This window comes from Methanoculleus sp. UBA208 (assembly GCF_002498065.1).
Classification (GTDB): domain Archaea; phylum Halobacteriota; class Methanomicrobia; order Methanomicrobiales; family Methanoculleaceae; genus Methanoculleus.
Map to the genome: position 1 here is coordinate 1 of NZ_DAFZ01000057.1, position 13,850 is coordinate 13,850.

Here is a 13,850-nt window from a genome sequence, read left to right on the forward strand (position 1 = left end):
TGTCCCCACCCCCCTCTCGGCGATACCCCCTTGAAATCCGTGTATAGAGTATGCAACCGAAAAGGAAGTATGAACCGCTCGAAGAGCACTGCTCAAACTTCAACTACTCCACCGGCATTCTCCACCTCAAACTGCCGAAGCCACATCTCCGCGCAGGCTATCCGCCAGAACTCGGTGGAGTACGCGCTCTTCCCTTCAAGGAACTCCCGGTAGTTTTCGAGCACCCGCTCCGCGTCCCAGTATGGCCGTTCTGCGAATTCAGGCGTTGAGAAGAGTTCGAGGATATGGGGTGCAAGTTCGCCCTTCATCCAGACCTCTTCGGGGGTGACGAACCCCATCTTGTCCATCCTGCACCGGATGGCGTCGGGGACCAGCCCCCGGATCGCCCGCCGGAGGACATACTTCGTGACGCCGCGGCGGACCTTCTGGTCGAGCGGGAGCGACGAGAGGTACTCCACCAGCCGGTAGTCGAGGAACGGGACCCGGGCCTCGATCGAGAAGGCCATGGAGTTCCGGTCCTCCCAGTGCAGGAGGAGGGGGAGGTTTGAAGCCACGGTCTCGCGTTTCAGCACCTCATCGAGCGAACCCGCGTACCGGAGGACCTCCGGCGCGGACCCCCGGAGAAGGTCCCGCCGCTCCGACCGGACCCGGAACTGCCGGGCCGCCCACGAGAAGAAAGACCGGTGGTGCCGCATGCTCCCGATCCCCTCCCGGAGGGCCGCGAGGATCTCCCCGTGCCGGAGGAGGCCGCGGATGTAGGGCGCCTGGTAGGCGATGTATCCTGCAAGCTGCTCGTCGGCGCCCTGCCCGTCGAGGACCACCTTCACCTCCTCCCGCGCAAGCCGCATCACGCAGTACTGGGCGTAGATCGAGAGAGAGGCAAACGGCTCGTCCTGCATGTAGAGCAGCCTCTCGATATCCTCCCAGAGCCCAACCGTAGCGGGGGTGGTCCGGCGGCTGTCGACGCCCGTCGCCGCAACCACCGTATCGATGTGCCGGCTCTCGTCGAACCTCGGGTCATCGAAACAGACTGAGAACGTCTTCTGCCGGTCGCCGACGCTCTCCGGGTTCTCCGCCCGCAGGAGAACGTTGATCAGGGCGGTGACCGTCGAGGAGTCGATGCCCCCCGAGAGGCATGTCCCGACCGGGACGTCGCTCCTGAGCCGGAGCCGGACCGCATCGGTCAGGAGAACCCGGACCCTTCGCGCGGCGGCCTCGTCGTCGACCCCTCCCGGGGCGGGGTTCACCTCGAAATCCCAGTAACGCTCCGGCTCCCCGGCACCCTCCTCCGAGACGACGACTGCGTGGGCCGGCGGGAGCTGGAAGATACCGTCGTACATCGTCCCGGCGGTGTGGTCCGCGACCCCCCACGCAAGGAAGGTTAAGAGCATCCGATTGTTCGGCATCCTCCCGACTTCGGGATGCGCAAGGAGCGCCTTGATCTCCGAGGCGAAGAGAAACGAGTCCCCGGCCACGGTGTAGTAGAACGGCTTGACACCCAGGCGGTCCCGGGCGCAGAAGAGTTCGCGGCGGCGCCCGTCCCAGAGGGCGAACGCCCACATCCCGTTGAACCGGGCGAGGCAGTCCCGTCCCCACTCCTCGTAGGCATGCAGGATCACCTCCGTGTCGGTCGCGGAGGCGAAACGATGGCCGGCGGCGAGCAACTCCTCCCGGAGCTCGCGGTAGTTGTAGATCTCGCCGTTGAAGACAATCTGAAGCGATCCGTCCTCGTTTCCCATCGGCTGCCGCCCCTCATCGGAGAGGTCGATGATGGCAAGACGGCGGTGGGCGAGGCCGACCGGGCCGGAAAAGAATTCCCCCTCGCCGTCGGGGCCGCGGTGAAGGAGCCGATCCGCCATGGCCCCGACGAGGGCCGCGTCCGCCTCCCCCCCGTTCAGGGCAAACTGCCCGGCAATACCGCACATACTCCGGCTACCAGGGGTCGATCACCTATCAGAGCAGGTCTTATCCAGACCCGTGCCGTTGATGTCGCATGAGGGGCAGAGGACCGAACCGTTCACCACCCGGTAGGCGTCCGCGAGGACCGCTGAGTTCGCGAGCAGCCCCGCGATCAGGATCACCTCGAGAATCTCGGCGCGGGTTGCGCCCTTCGCCATTGCCGCCTGCATGTGATACTCGACGCAGTGACTGCACTTGAGCGCGGCGCCCACCGCGAGGCTTATGAGCTCGATCACCTTCGGCTCGAGCTGGCTGGTCTCGACCACGGCACCCTTGTAGAGGTGGTGGGAGATGAGGATCTCGGGCCGTTCCGCCATCCGCTCAAAGATCAGGGGGACCCTGCCGTACTCGCTCTCGATCTCGCGGAGTAGTTCCTCCGCGATGACGTCCGATCCCCGTTCTGCAACCCTCGCAAGTACCTTCTCGAAATCCATCGCAACTACACCAATACCCTGGTTTCCGAGAAAGGTTTAATCCGAACCAATATGTAATTGCGCATTCGTGACGGCGTAACGTCGGCGATATCCCCAACGGTGACCCCGTCGGCGACCTTGAGCGCCCGCACGGCATCGGCGTACAGGTCGTAGGGGAGTTTCACCCGGAGCCCCTCCATCTGGGCGGTCACCGGCGTCGGGTGTGTCAGCATGGTGACCTCATGGATCTGCTCCTCGACGATCGCCATCAGGCGGGGTGGGAAGACGGAGAGCGGGTCCCTCGCGAGTTCGTCACGCCGGGCGTCCAGGGTGCGGGAGACCTCGTCCACCAGTTCGTCGAGTTTCGCGAGTTCCTCGGGGCGCTTGAACCGGTGCATGATCCGCCCGACGCCCCCGACATACCCCTCGACGGGCGGGTCGATGATCCGCATCAGGGTCTCGCGGTCCGGGGCTCCGGTCACCACGATCGGCACGTGGATCCCCCGCCTGAGCACCGGGAACTTCTGCCGGATGCACTCTTCGAAACTCCCGAGCACGTAGACGGCAAGGTCGTGCTCGTTGATGACGTCCCGCTCCTCGTCGTTGAGGTTTGCTATCCGTTTTCCGAATCCCCGGGAGAGCCCGACCATGTTGGTCTTCGCACCCGCACGCCGGAGATACTCGGCGATATCGCAGGAGGTATGGGGCAGGTGGTGGATCTCGAGACTCGGGCTGACCACGGCGATCTCGGTCCCGACGAGCGGCGCCTCGACCACCTCGCCGGCGAGCGGTTTGGCGATCTGCCGTATCAGGTCGATATCGTCCCGCGGCACGAACGACTGGAGCACGACGTCCTGGGCCATGACGTGTTTCTGCACGATGTAGCCCCCGAGGTCGTCGATCAGGTCCATGATCTCGTCGTGCCGGTAGACGCCCCCCTTGTAGGTCACCGGCACCAGCGTCGTCACAGCGTCACCCCCATCTTCTCAAAGATCGGCACGACCATCGTCTCCACGATGTCGACCGGCAGGGTATCCTCGCTTGCCACATAGTAAAACTTCCCGTCCCGGATATACTGGCGGCGGACCTTGAACCCCTCGGGGGCGATATACTGGAGCGCGTAGATGACGTCCTTATACAGCGTCTCGCTCGGGTCGGCCACCACCATCTGCTCGAGATCCTCCTCCCCGGCCGTCCCCGCCGGGAGGACGACGGTGAACCGGTCGGGCTGTTCGACGTTCTCCTTGCCGTAGAGGATCCAGAGTTTCTGGAGAAGCGGCGCAAGGTAGGTCTCGTCGCCAATATCGAGGACTATCTCGTTCTCGCTGCGGTTGACGTTTGCGAAGTCGGCGACGCGGATGGCGCGCGGCATGTGGCGCAGGACCCCGGCGGCAACGAAGATCGGCACCTTCGGGTCGACGTAGATGTGCAGTCGGTCGACCACCTTGATGAGATCGAGGTCCTGAAGGACATCGCCCGCGATCCGCTCGTAGGCGTCCCTCCCGACCTCGTCCGGGGACTCGACCACGAAGTAGTTCAGCGGGGGCATCTATTCTCCCTTGATGAATCCGGATGCCAGCAGGGCAGACCCGACCGCGCCGATGTACTGCGAATGGGGCGGGACGACGATCTCGGTCTGCAGGAGCTGGCCCATCGCGTAGACCAGCCCCTCGATCAGCGAGGTGCCGCCGACCATGATCACCGGCTCCTTGATGTCGATCTCCTGCAGCTGCTGCTCGAATACCTGCTCCGCTACGCTGTGGCAGGCCGCGGCCGCCACGTCCTCGCGCGAACTCCCGGCCGCGAGCGCGTTCACCAGACTCTGCGTCCCGAAGACGATGCAGTAACTGTTCATCGGGACGTTCACGCCCATGCCCTTCATGGCCAGGGGCCCGAGTTCGGTGATGTCCACGCCGAGCCGCTTTGCGGTCATCTCCAGGAACCTGCCGCTCGCGCCGGCGCAGATCCCGCCCATCGTGAAGGTTCCGGGGATGCCGTCGATGACGCTGATCGCCTTGTTGTCCATCCCGCCGATATCGATGACGGTCGCCGAGCCCCGCTGGTGGTCGGCGAGGTAGACGGCGCCCTTCGAGTTCACCGTCAGTTCCTCCTGGACGAGATCCGCCCCGAGGTGCTTGCCGATCAGGAACCGGCCGTATCCGGTGGTGCCGATCGCCTGGATATCTTCGCGGGTGAGCCCGGCCATCTCGAGCGCGTCCGCGACGGCGCTCTCGGCGCTCTTGATCACCTCGGTCGTCGGGTGCCATCCGGTGCCGACGATCTCGTTGTCCTTCATCACGACGGCCTTCGTCGTGATCGAGCCCGAGTCGACGCCCATCGTGATCCCGGTCTGCTCCTCACGGGCAAGGAGCGCTCTCCGGTGGGCGATGGTGGTCAGGGCCTCCATCCGGGTGAGGAGGGTGCCCGCGGTCGTCCGCTCGGTGAAAGAGTAACTCACCACCGGCAGCCGCGAGTGCTCGTGGATGTACCGCCGGAGTTCGTTTCGGACGATCGCCGCCTCGGCGCACCGGAAGCAGGTGCCGATGAAGACGCCGTCCGCGTCCACCGTCCCGTCCACAAGGGCTTTGCCCCGGGCGATCATGAGTTTTAAGTCGGCGCTCCGGACGTCCAGTCCGAACGTGTCGACCGCCCGCTCGACGTCGGCGAGAGCGATGTCGGGGAAGAAGACTTCTGCGTCCACCGACTCGGCGGCCTCGTATATCTCTTTCTGGACGCCGCTGTATTCCGGCCCGCAGGAGAGCTGGGCGATCCTCACCTTCCGGCTCATGTTTCACCCCCGTTTTCGAGACCGTCGAGGAACTTCTTGATGGCGGCGACAAACTGCACGCCCTCCTCTTCGTTCGCGGGATATTTCAGTTCCAGGATCGGGATGCCGCTCTGGCGCAGGGAGAAGAGGATCAACTCGTCGGTGCGGGCGCACCCCATGCACCCGAACGCAAGGTCGGCGTCGGTGACGATGATCGCGGCCTCGGCCTCCTCGATGAGGGGGCCGTAGATCGCCATCCGCCCCCGGACACCGGACGGCACCTCGACGGCCGCGTACTTCAGGCCGCGTTTGGGCTCTTCGGGCGTGATCTGCAGGGGCGGGGAGTCGACCCCTGCGGTCTGTATCCGCTCCCGGATACCGAGGGCTGCACCGAGCGGCTTATGACCGAACCGGGCTACCAGATCGGAGAGGATGAGGCTCGTTGCAGGATAGATAAACACTTTTGCCATTCTATTCAGGACTCCTCTGTCTCTATCAGTTCTTGTAATCGCTTGATATCGAGTAAAGGTTTCTTCTCGCTTACGGGCGGCGTCGGTTCGGGCACCCCGGCCTCCTCCCCCCGCCGGTCGAGTTCCTCGAGGCCGCGGGTGATGTAGCGGAGGATGCGGAACTCCCGTTCGTGGCCGAGGTAGCCCGGCCTCGCTCCGCCGAGGTTCGCCCGGCACCTTCTCGGGTCGCCGGGAGGGGAACCCCGGTCCTTGACGAATATATGAGCGGGGTCGAACGTGCGGATCTCTTCGATGAGGCGGTCGACGGACTCCGGTTCGCCCGTCACCTGCAGCCCGAAACAGGTCTCCTTGATCAGGACGCCTTCGGACGCCTCGTATGCCCTGAGCGCGAGCTCGCCGGGGGTCATGGACGGGGACTCGACAAAGACGTACCTGGTCACCGTGCCCACGTAGTCCGGGGAATATTCAGCCATCATTTCACCTCCTTCACGTACACCGTCGCCCCCTCGCGCATCCCGGCAAGGTTCGCCGCATCGACGACCTTGCCGATGACGTTCGTGCCGGTGAGCGGCTCGGAGGTCGGGCCGAACTCGGCGTTCGGTGTCGTGCGGATGCCGACCATACCGGTTCCCCGCCGCGAGTCGTTGGTCATCGCAAGGGTATAGGCCGGCACTTCGCCCGTGGGGGTGTTCTCCGGGATGATCCCGACGCCCTTTCCGATCTTCGGCTTGAAGAGGAAGACGTCCTCGAACGTGAAGACGAGCGGCATCTTTCCGACGGCGTGGTGCTTGAGCCCGGTCACCTCGCGGAAGATCCTGACCGACCGGGGCGCGGCCGCCTCGTCCAGGCTGATGCTGATGACGTGATCGGCGGGCTCCGTCGCGACCCGGACCTCGCCTTCGGCCAGAACCTCGAGCGTCGTTGCCGGGGTCTGGCCGACCACGACGCGGTCGCCAACGGCTGCATCGGCGGTGAGGGAGACGCCCCGCCGGGCGGCGACCGCCTCCGCCTCGGGAAGCGCGAGGCCGACCAGGTCGAACTGTTCCGGCTCCGCACGGATGGCGAGGAGGTCGCTCTCGCCGGCAAACCGGACAAGCTCGATACCGTGGACAACCCGCCCTACGACGGTGTGCACCGGGCTTGCCGAGACGCCCTGTGTGTAGATGTAGACCGCTCCCGAGGATTTTCCGGCGGTCCTGACCGTGATAGTCCCTTCAAGCCTCGGGCCGGGGAGCTCCGCCGGGACCTTCGTCGGGACCAGGTGTGCGTCGGCGACATGGGTGCTGCTCGAACGATCGGTCTGGAATCTGCCGTCCTGCACGGAGAGAAGAAAGTGCTCGACGCTCCGGGCGGTCTCGGTCTCGATCCCGTCTCCTTTAAAGCCCTGTACTTCGGCTTCCACGTAGGAGACGACCTGCATCCCGTCCTCGAGCACGAATTCCGAATCGCGGGTAACGACGGCATGTGACCGGTCGGCACGCCGGAATATCCGTTCGACCTCGATGACCCGGTCGCCGTCGCCGATGCGGTCGAGCAGCCCGCGGCCGGTGACGATCCTGCCGATGACGCCGCCGTCCGCCGGGGCGCCGTAGTCGGCGGAATGGCGCATGCGCGCGAAGATCAGGTAGGACTTGGACGGGTCGTAGCCCCCGCACCCAAGGATGACGTCGCCGCGTTCATACCGGCCCGGCTCGCGCGCAGGCCGGAGGTCGGACTCGAACGGCCCGAAAACAGCGGCGTAACGGTCCTGCCAGTGCACTTGGAGCCGTTCGGCAAGCCCGGGCCGAAAAAGCCGGGCGACCGTCGCCGCCTCCGCCATCTCGACGGTCATATCGCCGGCGGAGGTGACGAACCTGATTTCCTGCGACTCCGCCGCATCCTCCTCGAGCGCCGGGCGGATGACGGCGACGCTGCACCGCTCGTCCCGTCCAGGGAGGAGATCCCCGAGCCGGGAACCCGCCGGAACCACTACGCGTTTTCCGTCCAGGAGGATCTCCATCACATGCACCTCAGGGGGCTCCGCCGGCCCCCATCACTTTTCGTTCGTCCTCGGTGAGGTGGGCGAGCACCTCCTCCGTCGGGCCCATCTGGATGATCTTGCCTCCCCGCATGAGGGCCACGCGGTCGCAGATATCTCTCACAAAATCCATATCGTGCGAAACCACGATAAAGGTCTCGTCCATCTCTTCGCGGGCATGGAGGATCGAGTGCTTCACGTCGATCTTCGTGATGGGGTCCATCGTGCCGGTCGGTTCGTCGAGGACGACGAGCAGGGGCTCGCGGATGAGCACCTGGGCCAGCGCCACGCGGTGCTTCTCGCCCTCGGAGAGCTGGCCCGGATAGCGGTCCAGGATCTCCTTGCTTTTCTCGGGCGTGAACCCGGCCATCCCGAGGGTGATGATCGCCTTCCTCATGGCGAGTTCCTTGGGGAACTCGAGGCCGATGGCGTCGGTGAGGTTGTCGAGCACCGTCCTGTGCGGGTAGAGATCGTACTCCTGGTGGAGAAGTCCGATGTAGCCCTTTGCCCGGCCGCGGTTCTCGATCCCGGGTTTGGTCATATCGATCCAGTCGTCCCCGATCCTGATATTCATCTCGCCGCTGGTGGGCTCGAGGATCCCGGATATGATCCGGGAGAGGGTTGTCTTCCCCGCACCGCTCTTGCCGATGATCCCGAAGATCTCCTTTTCGCCGACATCGTACGAGACGCCGTTGACCGCCCTGACAACGCCCCGGTCGACCGAGAGGTAGCGCTTGATCACGTCCCGGGCGATCAGGATCTTCTCGCCGACTTCCCCGGCCTCGTGCTGTTCGATGTCGCTGTAGTCCTCCATGAACCGGTGGATGACTTCGTCCGGGGCCCCGATCCCCTTGACCTCACCGTTTTCGAGGAGGATGGCCCGGTCCACGACGTCCTCGATGACGTGTGAAAAGTGCGACGTGACCACCATTCCCATATCGTTTGCCTGCGCGCTCTCGATGAGCATCCGGTGAACGAGCGTGGCGGTCTCCGGATCGAGCGTCCCGGTCGGCTCGTCCGCAAAGAGCATGAACGGGTTCTTCGCGAGCTGCCGGGCGAGCACCACCCGCTGCTTCTCGCCGCCGGAGAGGTCGCGGGCGATGTGCATCATCCGGTGGGAGAGCCTGACCTGGTCGATGAGGTCGGCGGCCTTGCTGACCGCCTTCTCGCTCGGGTAGCCGACGTCGTCGAGCGCCCGCAGGATGTTCTCGATCACCCGGTCGTCACCGTAGAGGGCGAACGTTCGCTGGAACATGATGGCGGTCCTTCGCATGATCCGCCGTTTCATCGTCGCGTTCTCTTCCGCCCAGAGGTCGACGTCCATCGGTTTGAGTTCGCCGCCGCAGACAGGACACGGCTTCCCCGCCTCGCTCGGGACGCCGATATAGTCGCACGCATCGCAGGCAGTGACATGGTAGACGATCGCACCCCGCGTCGGGGGCTGGTCCACGCCCCGCATAAGATGCATAAGAACGGTCTTACCGGCCCCGCTTCTCCCGATAATACCGACCGTCTCTCCCTCCGCCACCTCAAAATTTATGTCTTTGAGTGCAATGGTCCCATTGAACTCCATGCAGAGGCCCTTTACCGTAATGAGTGGGGTCATCTTGAGCTCCTCGTTAAACTAATCTTCTCGTGGTATCATATTAGGGTTTATATTGTTGCACTTTTCCCGGTCGCCGCAGTATCCGTGAGAAGTTCCGCCACGATACCAGGCACCTCGCTGACGTTGTGGATCACCCGGTCTGCAGTAGTATAGAGTATATCTGGTTTCCTATCGGACTGCTGTTCGGTGAGCACTGCGAGATCCGCCTTCCGAAAGGCGTTCAGGTCGTTGATGGCATCGCCTACCATAACAACTTTATCGTATTGTTCTTTGAGGTCCTCCACGATCCGTGCCTTCATCGAGGGGGTTGCGACACCGTAGACCCGTTCCCGGGGGATGCCGAGGTAGTCGCCCATCCGTTCGAGCTTTGCGACGCGGTCGCCGGATGCTATGTATGCGGGAACGCCCATCCGGTGCAGCTCGGTGATGGTCTCTTTCGCACCCTCAAACGGCCTCCCCCCGGTCGTCACCGTGAACTCGATGCGGGAGAGGTCCATGTTCAGGATCACGCCGCTGTTCATTGTGACGATCGACTCTCTTTTGCAGCAACCCCAGACCTGCCGGATGCAGGCCTGCAGATCGCCGATCCGGGCATATCCATCGGCGTAGAGGAGATTCGCGACCTCTTCGGCGGGGATGACCCGCCGGGAACAGGCCACCCCGAACCCGATCGAGCGCTCCAGGAAGAACTCCGAGAGGAGCTGGTCCTCCGGCGCCTCCATGACGTCCCGGGAATGGAGGTGCAGAACGACGAGCACCCGCGCATCTGATCCGAAGGTGAGGGTCGTCGTCTCGACCTCGGTCAGCATCTCGTCGTGAAGGAGATCGCGTGCTACGCGGTAGGTCCGCAGAAGTGTGCCCGCACTATCGAAAACAACGGCTACCGGCATGTGTTCTCACGTCAATAAGTCTATGTATTGGTCGTCTGAATGATTGACTATGTTACTGAGTGAGACAGCAGCAAGCATAAAGAGTATGGAGATCCGGGGCGCCGGCAGGATCGCCCGGGCGGCGGTGGAAGCACTGGCCGACTACGCCCGTAATCTCGATGCCTCCGATCCCGGGGCCTTCAAGCAGGAGATGCAGAAGGCGGCCGATACCCTCACCGCGACCCGGCCGACCGCCGTCTCGCTCCCGAACGCGGTGCGCTGCGTGATGCGGGCTCTCGACTCGTTCGAGTCCGTGGAGGCCGCACGGGACGCGGTTCTTGCCCGGGCGGCGGAGTTCGTCGACCACTCGGAGCACGCGGTCGAGCGGATAGCGGAGATCGGGGCACGCCACATCTCGGACGGCGACGTCCTCCTGACCCACTGCAACTCCGAGGCGGCGCTCGGGTGCATCCTGGAGGCCCACCGGCAGGGTAAGGATATCGAGGTCTACGCGACGGAGGTGCGGCCCCGGGGCCAGGGGCTCATCACCATCAGGACCTTGAACGACGCCGGTATCCGGACGAACTACATCGTCGATTCGGCGGTCCGCTACTTCATCAACGACGTCGATCTGGTCGTCGTCGGCGCCGACGCGATCGCGGTGAACGGCGCGGTGGTGAACAAGATCGGGACCGCCCAGATTGCGCATGCTGCACACGAGGCACGGACGAACGTCATCGTTGCGGCGGAGACCTACAAGTTCGCGCCAAGAACGATCCTCGGCGAACTGATCGAGATCGAGGAGCGCGATCCCGACGAGGTGCTGCCCGGGGCGGTGGCGGAGGAACTCCCCTTCGTCCGGGTCAGGAACCCGGCCTTCGACGTGACGCCCGCGGAGTACGTCGACCTGATCGTCACCGAACAGGGCGCGATCCCGCCGGGACTGGCGTTCACGGTGATAAGGGATTATCTCGGGTGGAGGATCGAGGAGTTGCGGTGATAGGACGTTCGGCGAGGAGACGCTCCAGGATCGAGCGGCCGCGTGAAGATATCAGGGCAGGGAGGATTATACCCTGTTCCCACCGGGTCGTCACCTTCTGTCGCTGCCGGTCTTAACGAAAACTCATCGCGGAGATCCGAAACGCCCCCTCGCCCGCCTCCTCCGCGTCGAACGAGACGGACAGGGTCTTTGTACCGGCCCGATCCAGGGTGACGGATTCGCTGTACGGCCTGCCCGCTGCATCCCGGACGGTCAGCGTGAACGCGGCACGGGCGGGATCGAAGATGCCGCAGTTCCGGCTGGTGCAGGCCACCGTAAACGTGTTCCTGCCGAGCCCGGTCACGACATCCGTGCCGGAAGAGGCGACCGTCTCGTTGAGGTCCGAGTCGATCCAGGCCCGCCCCAGCGGATGGGTGCCGGGGGAGGCGTTCTCGCAAAAGACGATACGCCCGCTCGCGGTGTCTATGACGTGCACCTCTCCGTCCGGCCAGAACAGGGTAACCGCCATACAGGCCACCGCGATGAGAAGGACTGAAATCACGCTCCTGCAAAATGCGTTCCCGGTTCAATCGTCATAACAAGCCTCCGTGCGATCATGAGGACGGACAGGGGCGGTCCCTGCCCGTCGCCCCGGCCGCCGTCCACGTTTCGGACAGTTCGGTGTGAACGCGTTCCATCCCGCCGGCACGGAGATAACGCCGCAATCGGCGGCGCCACGGTGGATGAGCTGATGCCGAAGAGGCGTTTTGACCTCAGGGTTTCGAACAACCATTCATGCGCATCCCGGAGAACACGGGCCCACAACCACTATTCCCGCCAGCAGCCCCATGTTCTCCGGGCACGCTGTGGGAGTCCGGGTACAGTCCCCACGCGAGCCGGACCCCCGCGGGATACCGCATGAGGTATCACCGATCGAGACGTCGTCGTTATCGTTTATACCTTTTCTAGGACAATCATCAGCTCGTTCGAGCAGTTGGCGGCTCCGGACCTGGAATAAGATCAGTCCTGCAGGTGGAGGAGCCCATTACATCGATGCTAATCCCGAATACCGGTTGCATGCAGAGCGCGCGCATCTGCTCGTCACCACAGGAGCCAGGCATTGTGATATCGTCCCCCAAGGTCAGGGAAGGTGCAAAAAGTTCCTTGTGAAGAGGATGTACCGACCACAATTTTCCGGGAGAACCAGACACTCCTTCGGTAGGCCAATTCATCGGCATATCATACCGAGACCCGAGCAGGTTCGGAACTGTTGGTTTGATGTTTCATCAATACGCGAGAATAATCATCGGCGAGGGTATACCGCACAGACCGTCCCGTCCTTTCCGATCTTACAATTCCCAGGTTTTCCAGATGCTTAACATGCGTATATATCGTGGCCTTGGAGAGGCCCGACTCCTTTGCGAGTTCTTCGATGCGTGCACCCTGATTCAGGTAGATCTGTGTCACGATCTTCCTCAGGCTGTCGTTCTCCATCGCGATGATAAGGGTCTCTTCTTCGGTCGAATACTGTGAGTCGCCAGTAAAATAATGAATTCTGCTCTTTTCCGGCACCGCCTTCAGAAGACCTTCGGATTCCATTCTCCTGATATGATAGTCAAGCGTCCCTCTCGCTATGGATGTCTTTCTCAACAACGCCCTGAAATGGAGCCCGGGGTTTTTCCTGATGAAATTAAATATTTCAAGTCTCCGCGGGCTCTCCAGGGCGTTTTCCCGGCGAATCCGCTTATACCCAAGGTATCCAACGGCCTTCAGGGGGAGAAGGGCCTCAATCGGGGCCGCTGTTAACTGGGGAAATACGCACAGCAACAGGAAGAGCCAGAGCGGAATCGGGTCGATCTCCTGTACCGTCTCGCCCGCCGTGGGTGTTCCGGGCTCCATTCCAAGGTTCCGCGAGGGCCGGACTGTGTACTCAGTAGCATCGGCAACCGACACCAGCAGCACCAAAAGAAGGATCGAAAGGGTAAACAGCCGGAGAAATCCACCGGATCTAGTGCTGGTAGAGGTTAAGGGAATATGTTCTCTGGGATGACACTTTCTCGCCATATACATCGAACGTCCAGGTTCCCGGACTTACATAATTACTATCCGGATCAATGTCAATATGAATTTTGCCATCTACAGCTCCGTCGGCATTGTCCCGGAACGTGCCGATCTTACTCCCCGAAGGGGCGTAGATAGTCAATCTCAGTGAGTCGGAGGCCGAGCCCCAGTCCAGGTACACCTCAAGGTACCTGACGCCGCTTCCAACGTAGAACTGGTGCCTGTTGGTCTCCCCCTGCCCGATACTGCTGGACAACCGCAGTGTCGTCACCGGGTCGTCCGACGTCGAAGGACGAATCGTGTACCCGACATCCTCCTTTCCCGACACCGGGGGCACGGCAAGGAAGGCAATTACCAGCAGCAGGGCAAAAACCATGCATTTTCTCTTTGCTGATGCCATGAAGGAGGATTGTGATCCGCGTTTTATGAGTTTTATGGGACAAACACCAATTCTATTCTCGTCTCCGCCCTCTTCTTTTCCTGAAGACGAACATGTTAGAGGACCAACAAGACCGTATCGTGCCCGGAGTTGCCATACCTGAAGAAATTGGTGCAGTACTGACGTACCAGTGCGGCCTGCGCGCGGTGGAAGGCGAGAGCGTCCCTGCACCGGATCTGTTGGAACATCCCTGCTCATTCCGGAGAAACTTTTGTCATCAGGCGCGAACTCTCCCAGGTCTGGTCCGTTGCAGGCGGTGTTGTCTATAGC

At 62.8% G+C, this 13,850-nt stretch carries 14 protein-coding genes; 1 reads left to right on the top strand and 13 read right to left on the bottom strand.

Annotated features, from left to right (window positions below):
* Positions 1-92 precede the first annotated feature (92 nt).
* Genes asnB through BRA62_RS06015 form a run of 10 tightly spaced genes read right to left on the bottom strand, consistent with a single transcriptional unit; the run spans position 93 to position 10,122 of the window.
* Entirely contained in the window at positions 93-1,925 is a 1,833-nt protein-coding gene (gene asnB / locus BRA62_RS05970; protein WP_292365663.1) for an asparagine synthase (glutamine-hydrolyzing), read from the bottom strand.
* 21 nt (positions 1,926-1,946) lie between these two features.
* Positions 1,947-2,393 carry a carboxymuconolactone decarboxylase family protein gene (locus BRA62_RS05975; RefSeq protein ID WP_292365664.1) on the bottom strand — a complete coding sequence of 149 codons (447 nt, stop codon included), beginning with the start codon at positions 2,391-2,393 and terminating at the stop codon, positions 1,947-1,949.
* Positions 2,394-2,398: 5 nt separating this feature from the next.
* Positions 2,399-3,340 carry a methanogenesis marker 7 protein gene (locus BRA62_RS05980; RefSeq protein ID WP_292365665.1) on the bottom strand — a complete coding sequence of 314 codons (942 nt, stop codon included), beginning with the start codon at positions 3,338-3,340 and terminating at the stop codon, positions 2,399-2,401.
* The gene (locus BRA62_RS05985; RefSeq protein ID WP_292365666.1) at positions 3,337-3,921 is read right to left on the bottom strand and encodes a methanogenesis marker 17 protein; all 585 of its coding nucleotides are present in this window, start codon (positions 3,919-3,921) and stop codon (positions 3,337-3,339) included. The genes BRA62_RS05980 and BRA62_RS05985 overlap by 4 nt, the downstream gene beginning before the upstream one ends.
* Positions 3,922-5,160 (bottom strand): methanogenesis marker 15 protein, encoded by a 1,239-nt coding sequence (locus BRA62_RS05990; RefSeq protein WP_292365667.1) that lies wholly within the window; start codon positions 5,158-5,160, stop codon positions 3,922-3,924.
* On the bottom strand, positions 5,157-5,609 hold the full coding sequence (locus tag BRA62_RS05995; protein WP_292365668.1) for a methanogenesis marker 5 protein: 453 nt from the start codon (positions 5,607-5,609) through the stop codon (positions 5,157-5,159). Before BRA62_RS05995 ends, BRA62_RS05990 begins: the two co-directional genes overlap by 4 nt.
* Before the next feature lie 5 nt (positions 5,610-5,614).
* On the bottom strand, positions 5,615-6,082 hold the full coding sequence (locus BRA62_RS06000; RefSeq protein ID WP_292365676.1) for a methanogenesis marker 6 protein: 468 nt from the start codon (positions 6,080-6,082) through the stop codon (positions 5,615-5,617).
* The gene (gene mmp3, locus BRA62_RS06005; RefSeq protein ID WP_292365669.1) at positions 6,082-7,608 is read right to left on the bottom strand and encodes a methyl-coenzyme M reductase-associated protein Mmp3; all 1,527 of its coding nucleotides are present in this window, start codon (positions 7,606-7,608) and stop codon (positions 6,082-6,084) included. Before mmp3 ends, BRA62_RS06000 begins: the two co-directional genes overlap by 1 nt.
* Positions 7,609-7,618: 10 nt before the next feature.
* A complete protein-coding gene (gene atwA / locus BRA62_RS06010; RefSeq protein ID WP_292365670.1) occupies positions 7,619-9,232 on the bottom strand; it encodes a methyl coenzyme M reductase system, component A2 in 1,614 nt (537 codons plus the stop codon).
* Positions 9,233-9,279: 47 nt separating this feature from the next.
* A complete protein-coding gene (locus tag BRA62_RS06015) occupies positions 9,280-10,122 on the bottom strand; it encodes an HAD family hydrolase (RefSeq protein ID WP_292365671.1) in 843 nt (280 codons plus the stop codon).
* A gap of 49 nt (positions 10,123-10,171) precedes the next feature.
* Here BRA62_RS06015 and BRA62_RS06020 point away from each other — a divergent pair, with 49 nt between their 5' ends.
* Positions 10,172-11,101 carry a ribose 1,5-bisphosphate isomerase gene (locus BRA62_RS06020; RefSeq protein ID WP_292365672.1) on the top strand — a complete coding sequence of 310 codons (930 nt, stop codon included), beginning with the start codon at positions 10,172-10,174 and terminating at the stop codon, positions 11,099-11,101.
* A gap of 112 nt (positions 11,102-11,213) precedes the next feature.
* Here BRA62_RS06020 and BRA62_RS06025 read toward each other — a convergent pair whose 3' ends face one another.
* From BRA62_RS06025 to BRA62_RS06035, 3 genes are all read right to left on the bottom strand, one after another.
* Positions 11,214-11,609, bottom strand: a complete 396-nt coding sequence (locus BRA62_RS06025) for a hypothetical protein (RefSeq protein WP_292365673.1) — start codon at positions 11,607-11,609, stop codon at positions 11,214-11,216.
* A gap of 710 nt (positions 11,610-12,319) precedes the next feature.
* Complete coding sequence (locus BRA62_RS06030) at positions 12,320-13,144, bottom strand: winged helix-turn-helix transcriptional regulator (RefSeq protein ID WP_292365674.1); 825 nt, start codon at positions 13,142-13,144, stop codon at positions 12,320-12,322.
* Positions 13,089-13,541 (bottom strand): pre-peptidase C-terminal domain-containing protein, encoded by a 453-nt coding sequence (locus BRA62_RS06035; protein ID WP_292365675.1) that lies wholly within the window; start codon positions 13,539-13,541, stop codon positions 13,089-13,091. Before BRA62_RS06035 ends, BRA62_RS06030 begins: the two co-directional genes overlap by 56 nt.
* Positions 13,542-13,850: the final 309 nt, after the last annotated feature.

Bases quoted from the DNA above. Each gene is read 5' to 3' on its own strand.
- asnB (WP_292365663.1), bottom strand. From the start codon at position 1,925: ATGTGCGGTATTGCCGGGCAGTTTGCCCTGAACGGGGGGGAGGCGGAC.
- BRA62_RS05975 (WP_292365664.1), bottom strand. From the start codon at position 2,393: ATGGATTTCGAGAAGGTACTTGCGAGGGTTGCAGAACGGGGATCGGAC.
- BRA62_RS05985 (WP_292365666.1), bottom strand. From the start codon at position 3,921: ATGCCCCCGCTGAACTACTTCGTGGTCGAGTCCCCGGACGAGGTCGGG.
- BRA62_RS05990 (WP_292365667.1), bottom strand. From the start codon at position 5,160: ATGAGCCGGAAGGTGAGGATCGCCCAGCTCTCCTGCGGGCCGGAATAC.
- BRA62_RS05995 (WP_292365668.1), bottom strand. From the start codon at position 5,609: ATGGCAAAAGTGTTTATCTATCCTGCAACGAGCCTCATCCTCTCCGAT.
- BRA62_RS06000 (WP_292365676.1), bottom strand. From the start codon at position 6,082: ATGGCTGAATATTCCCCGGACTACGTGGGCACGGTGACCAGGTACGTC.
- mmp3 (WP_292365669.1), bottom strand. From the start codon at position 7,608: ATGGAGATCCTCCTGGACGGAAAACGCGTAGTGGTTCCGGCGGGTTCC.
- atwA (WP_292365670.1), bottom strand. From the start codon at position 9,232: ATGACCCCACTCATTACGGTAAAGGGCCTCTGCATGGAGTTCAATGGG.
- BRA62_RS06015 (WP_292365671.1), bottom strand. From the start codon at position 10,122: ATGCCGGTAGCCGTTGTTTTCGATAGTGCGGGCACACTTCTGCGGACC.
- BRA62_RS06020 (WP_292365672.1), top strand. From the start codon at position 10,172: ATGTTACTGAGTGAGACAGCAGCAAGCATAAAGAGTATGGAGATCCGG.
- BRA62_RS06025 (WP_292365673.1), bottom strand. From the start codon at position 11,609: ATGGCGGTTACCCTGTTCTGGCCGGACGGAGAGGTGCACGTCATAGAC.
- BRA62_RS06030 (WP_292365674.1), bottom strand. From the start codon at position 13,144: ATGGCGAGAAAGTGTCATCCCAGAGAACATATTCCCTTAACCTCTACC.
- BRA62_RS06035 (WP_292365675.1), bottom strand. From the start codon at position 13,541: ATGGCATCAGCAAAGAGAAAATGCATGGTTTTTGCCCTGCTGCTGGTA.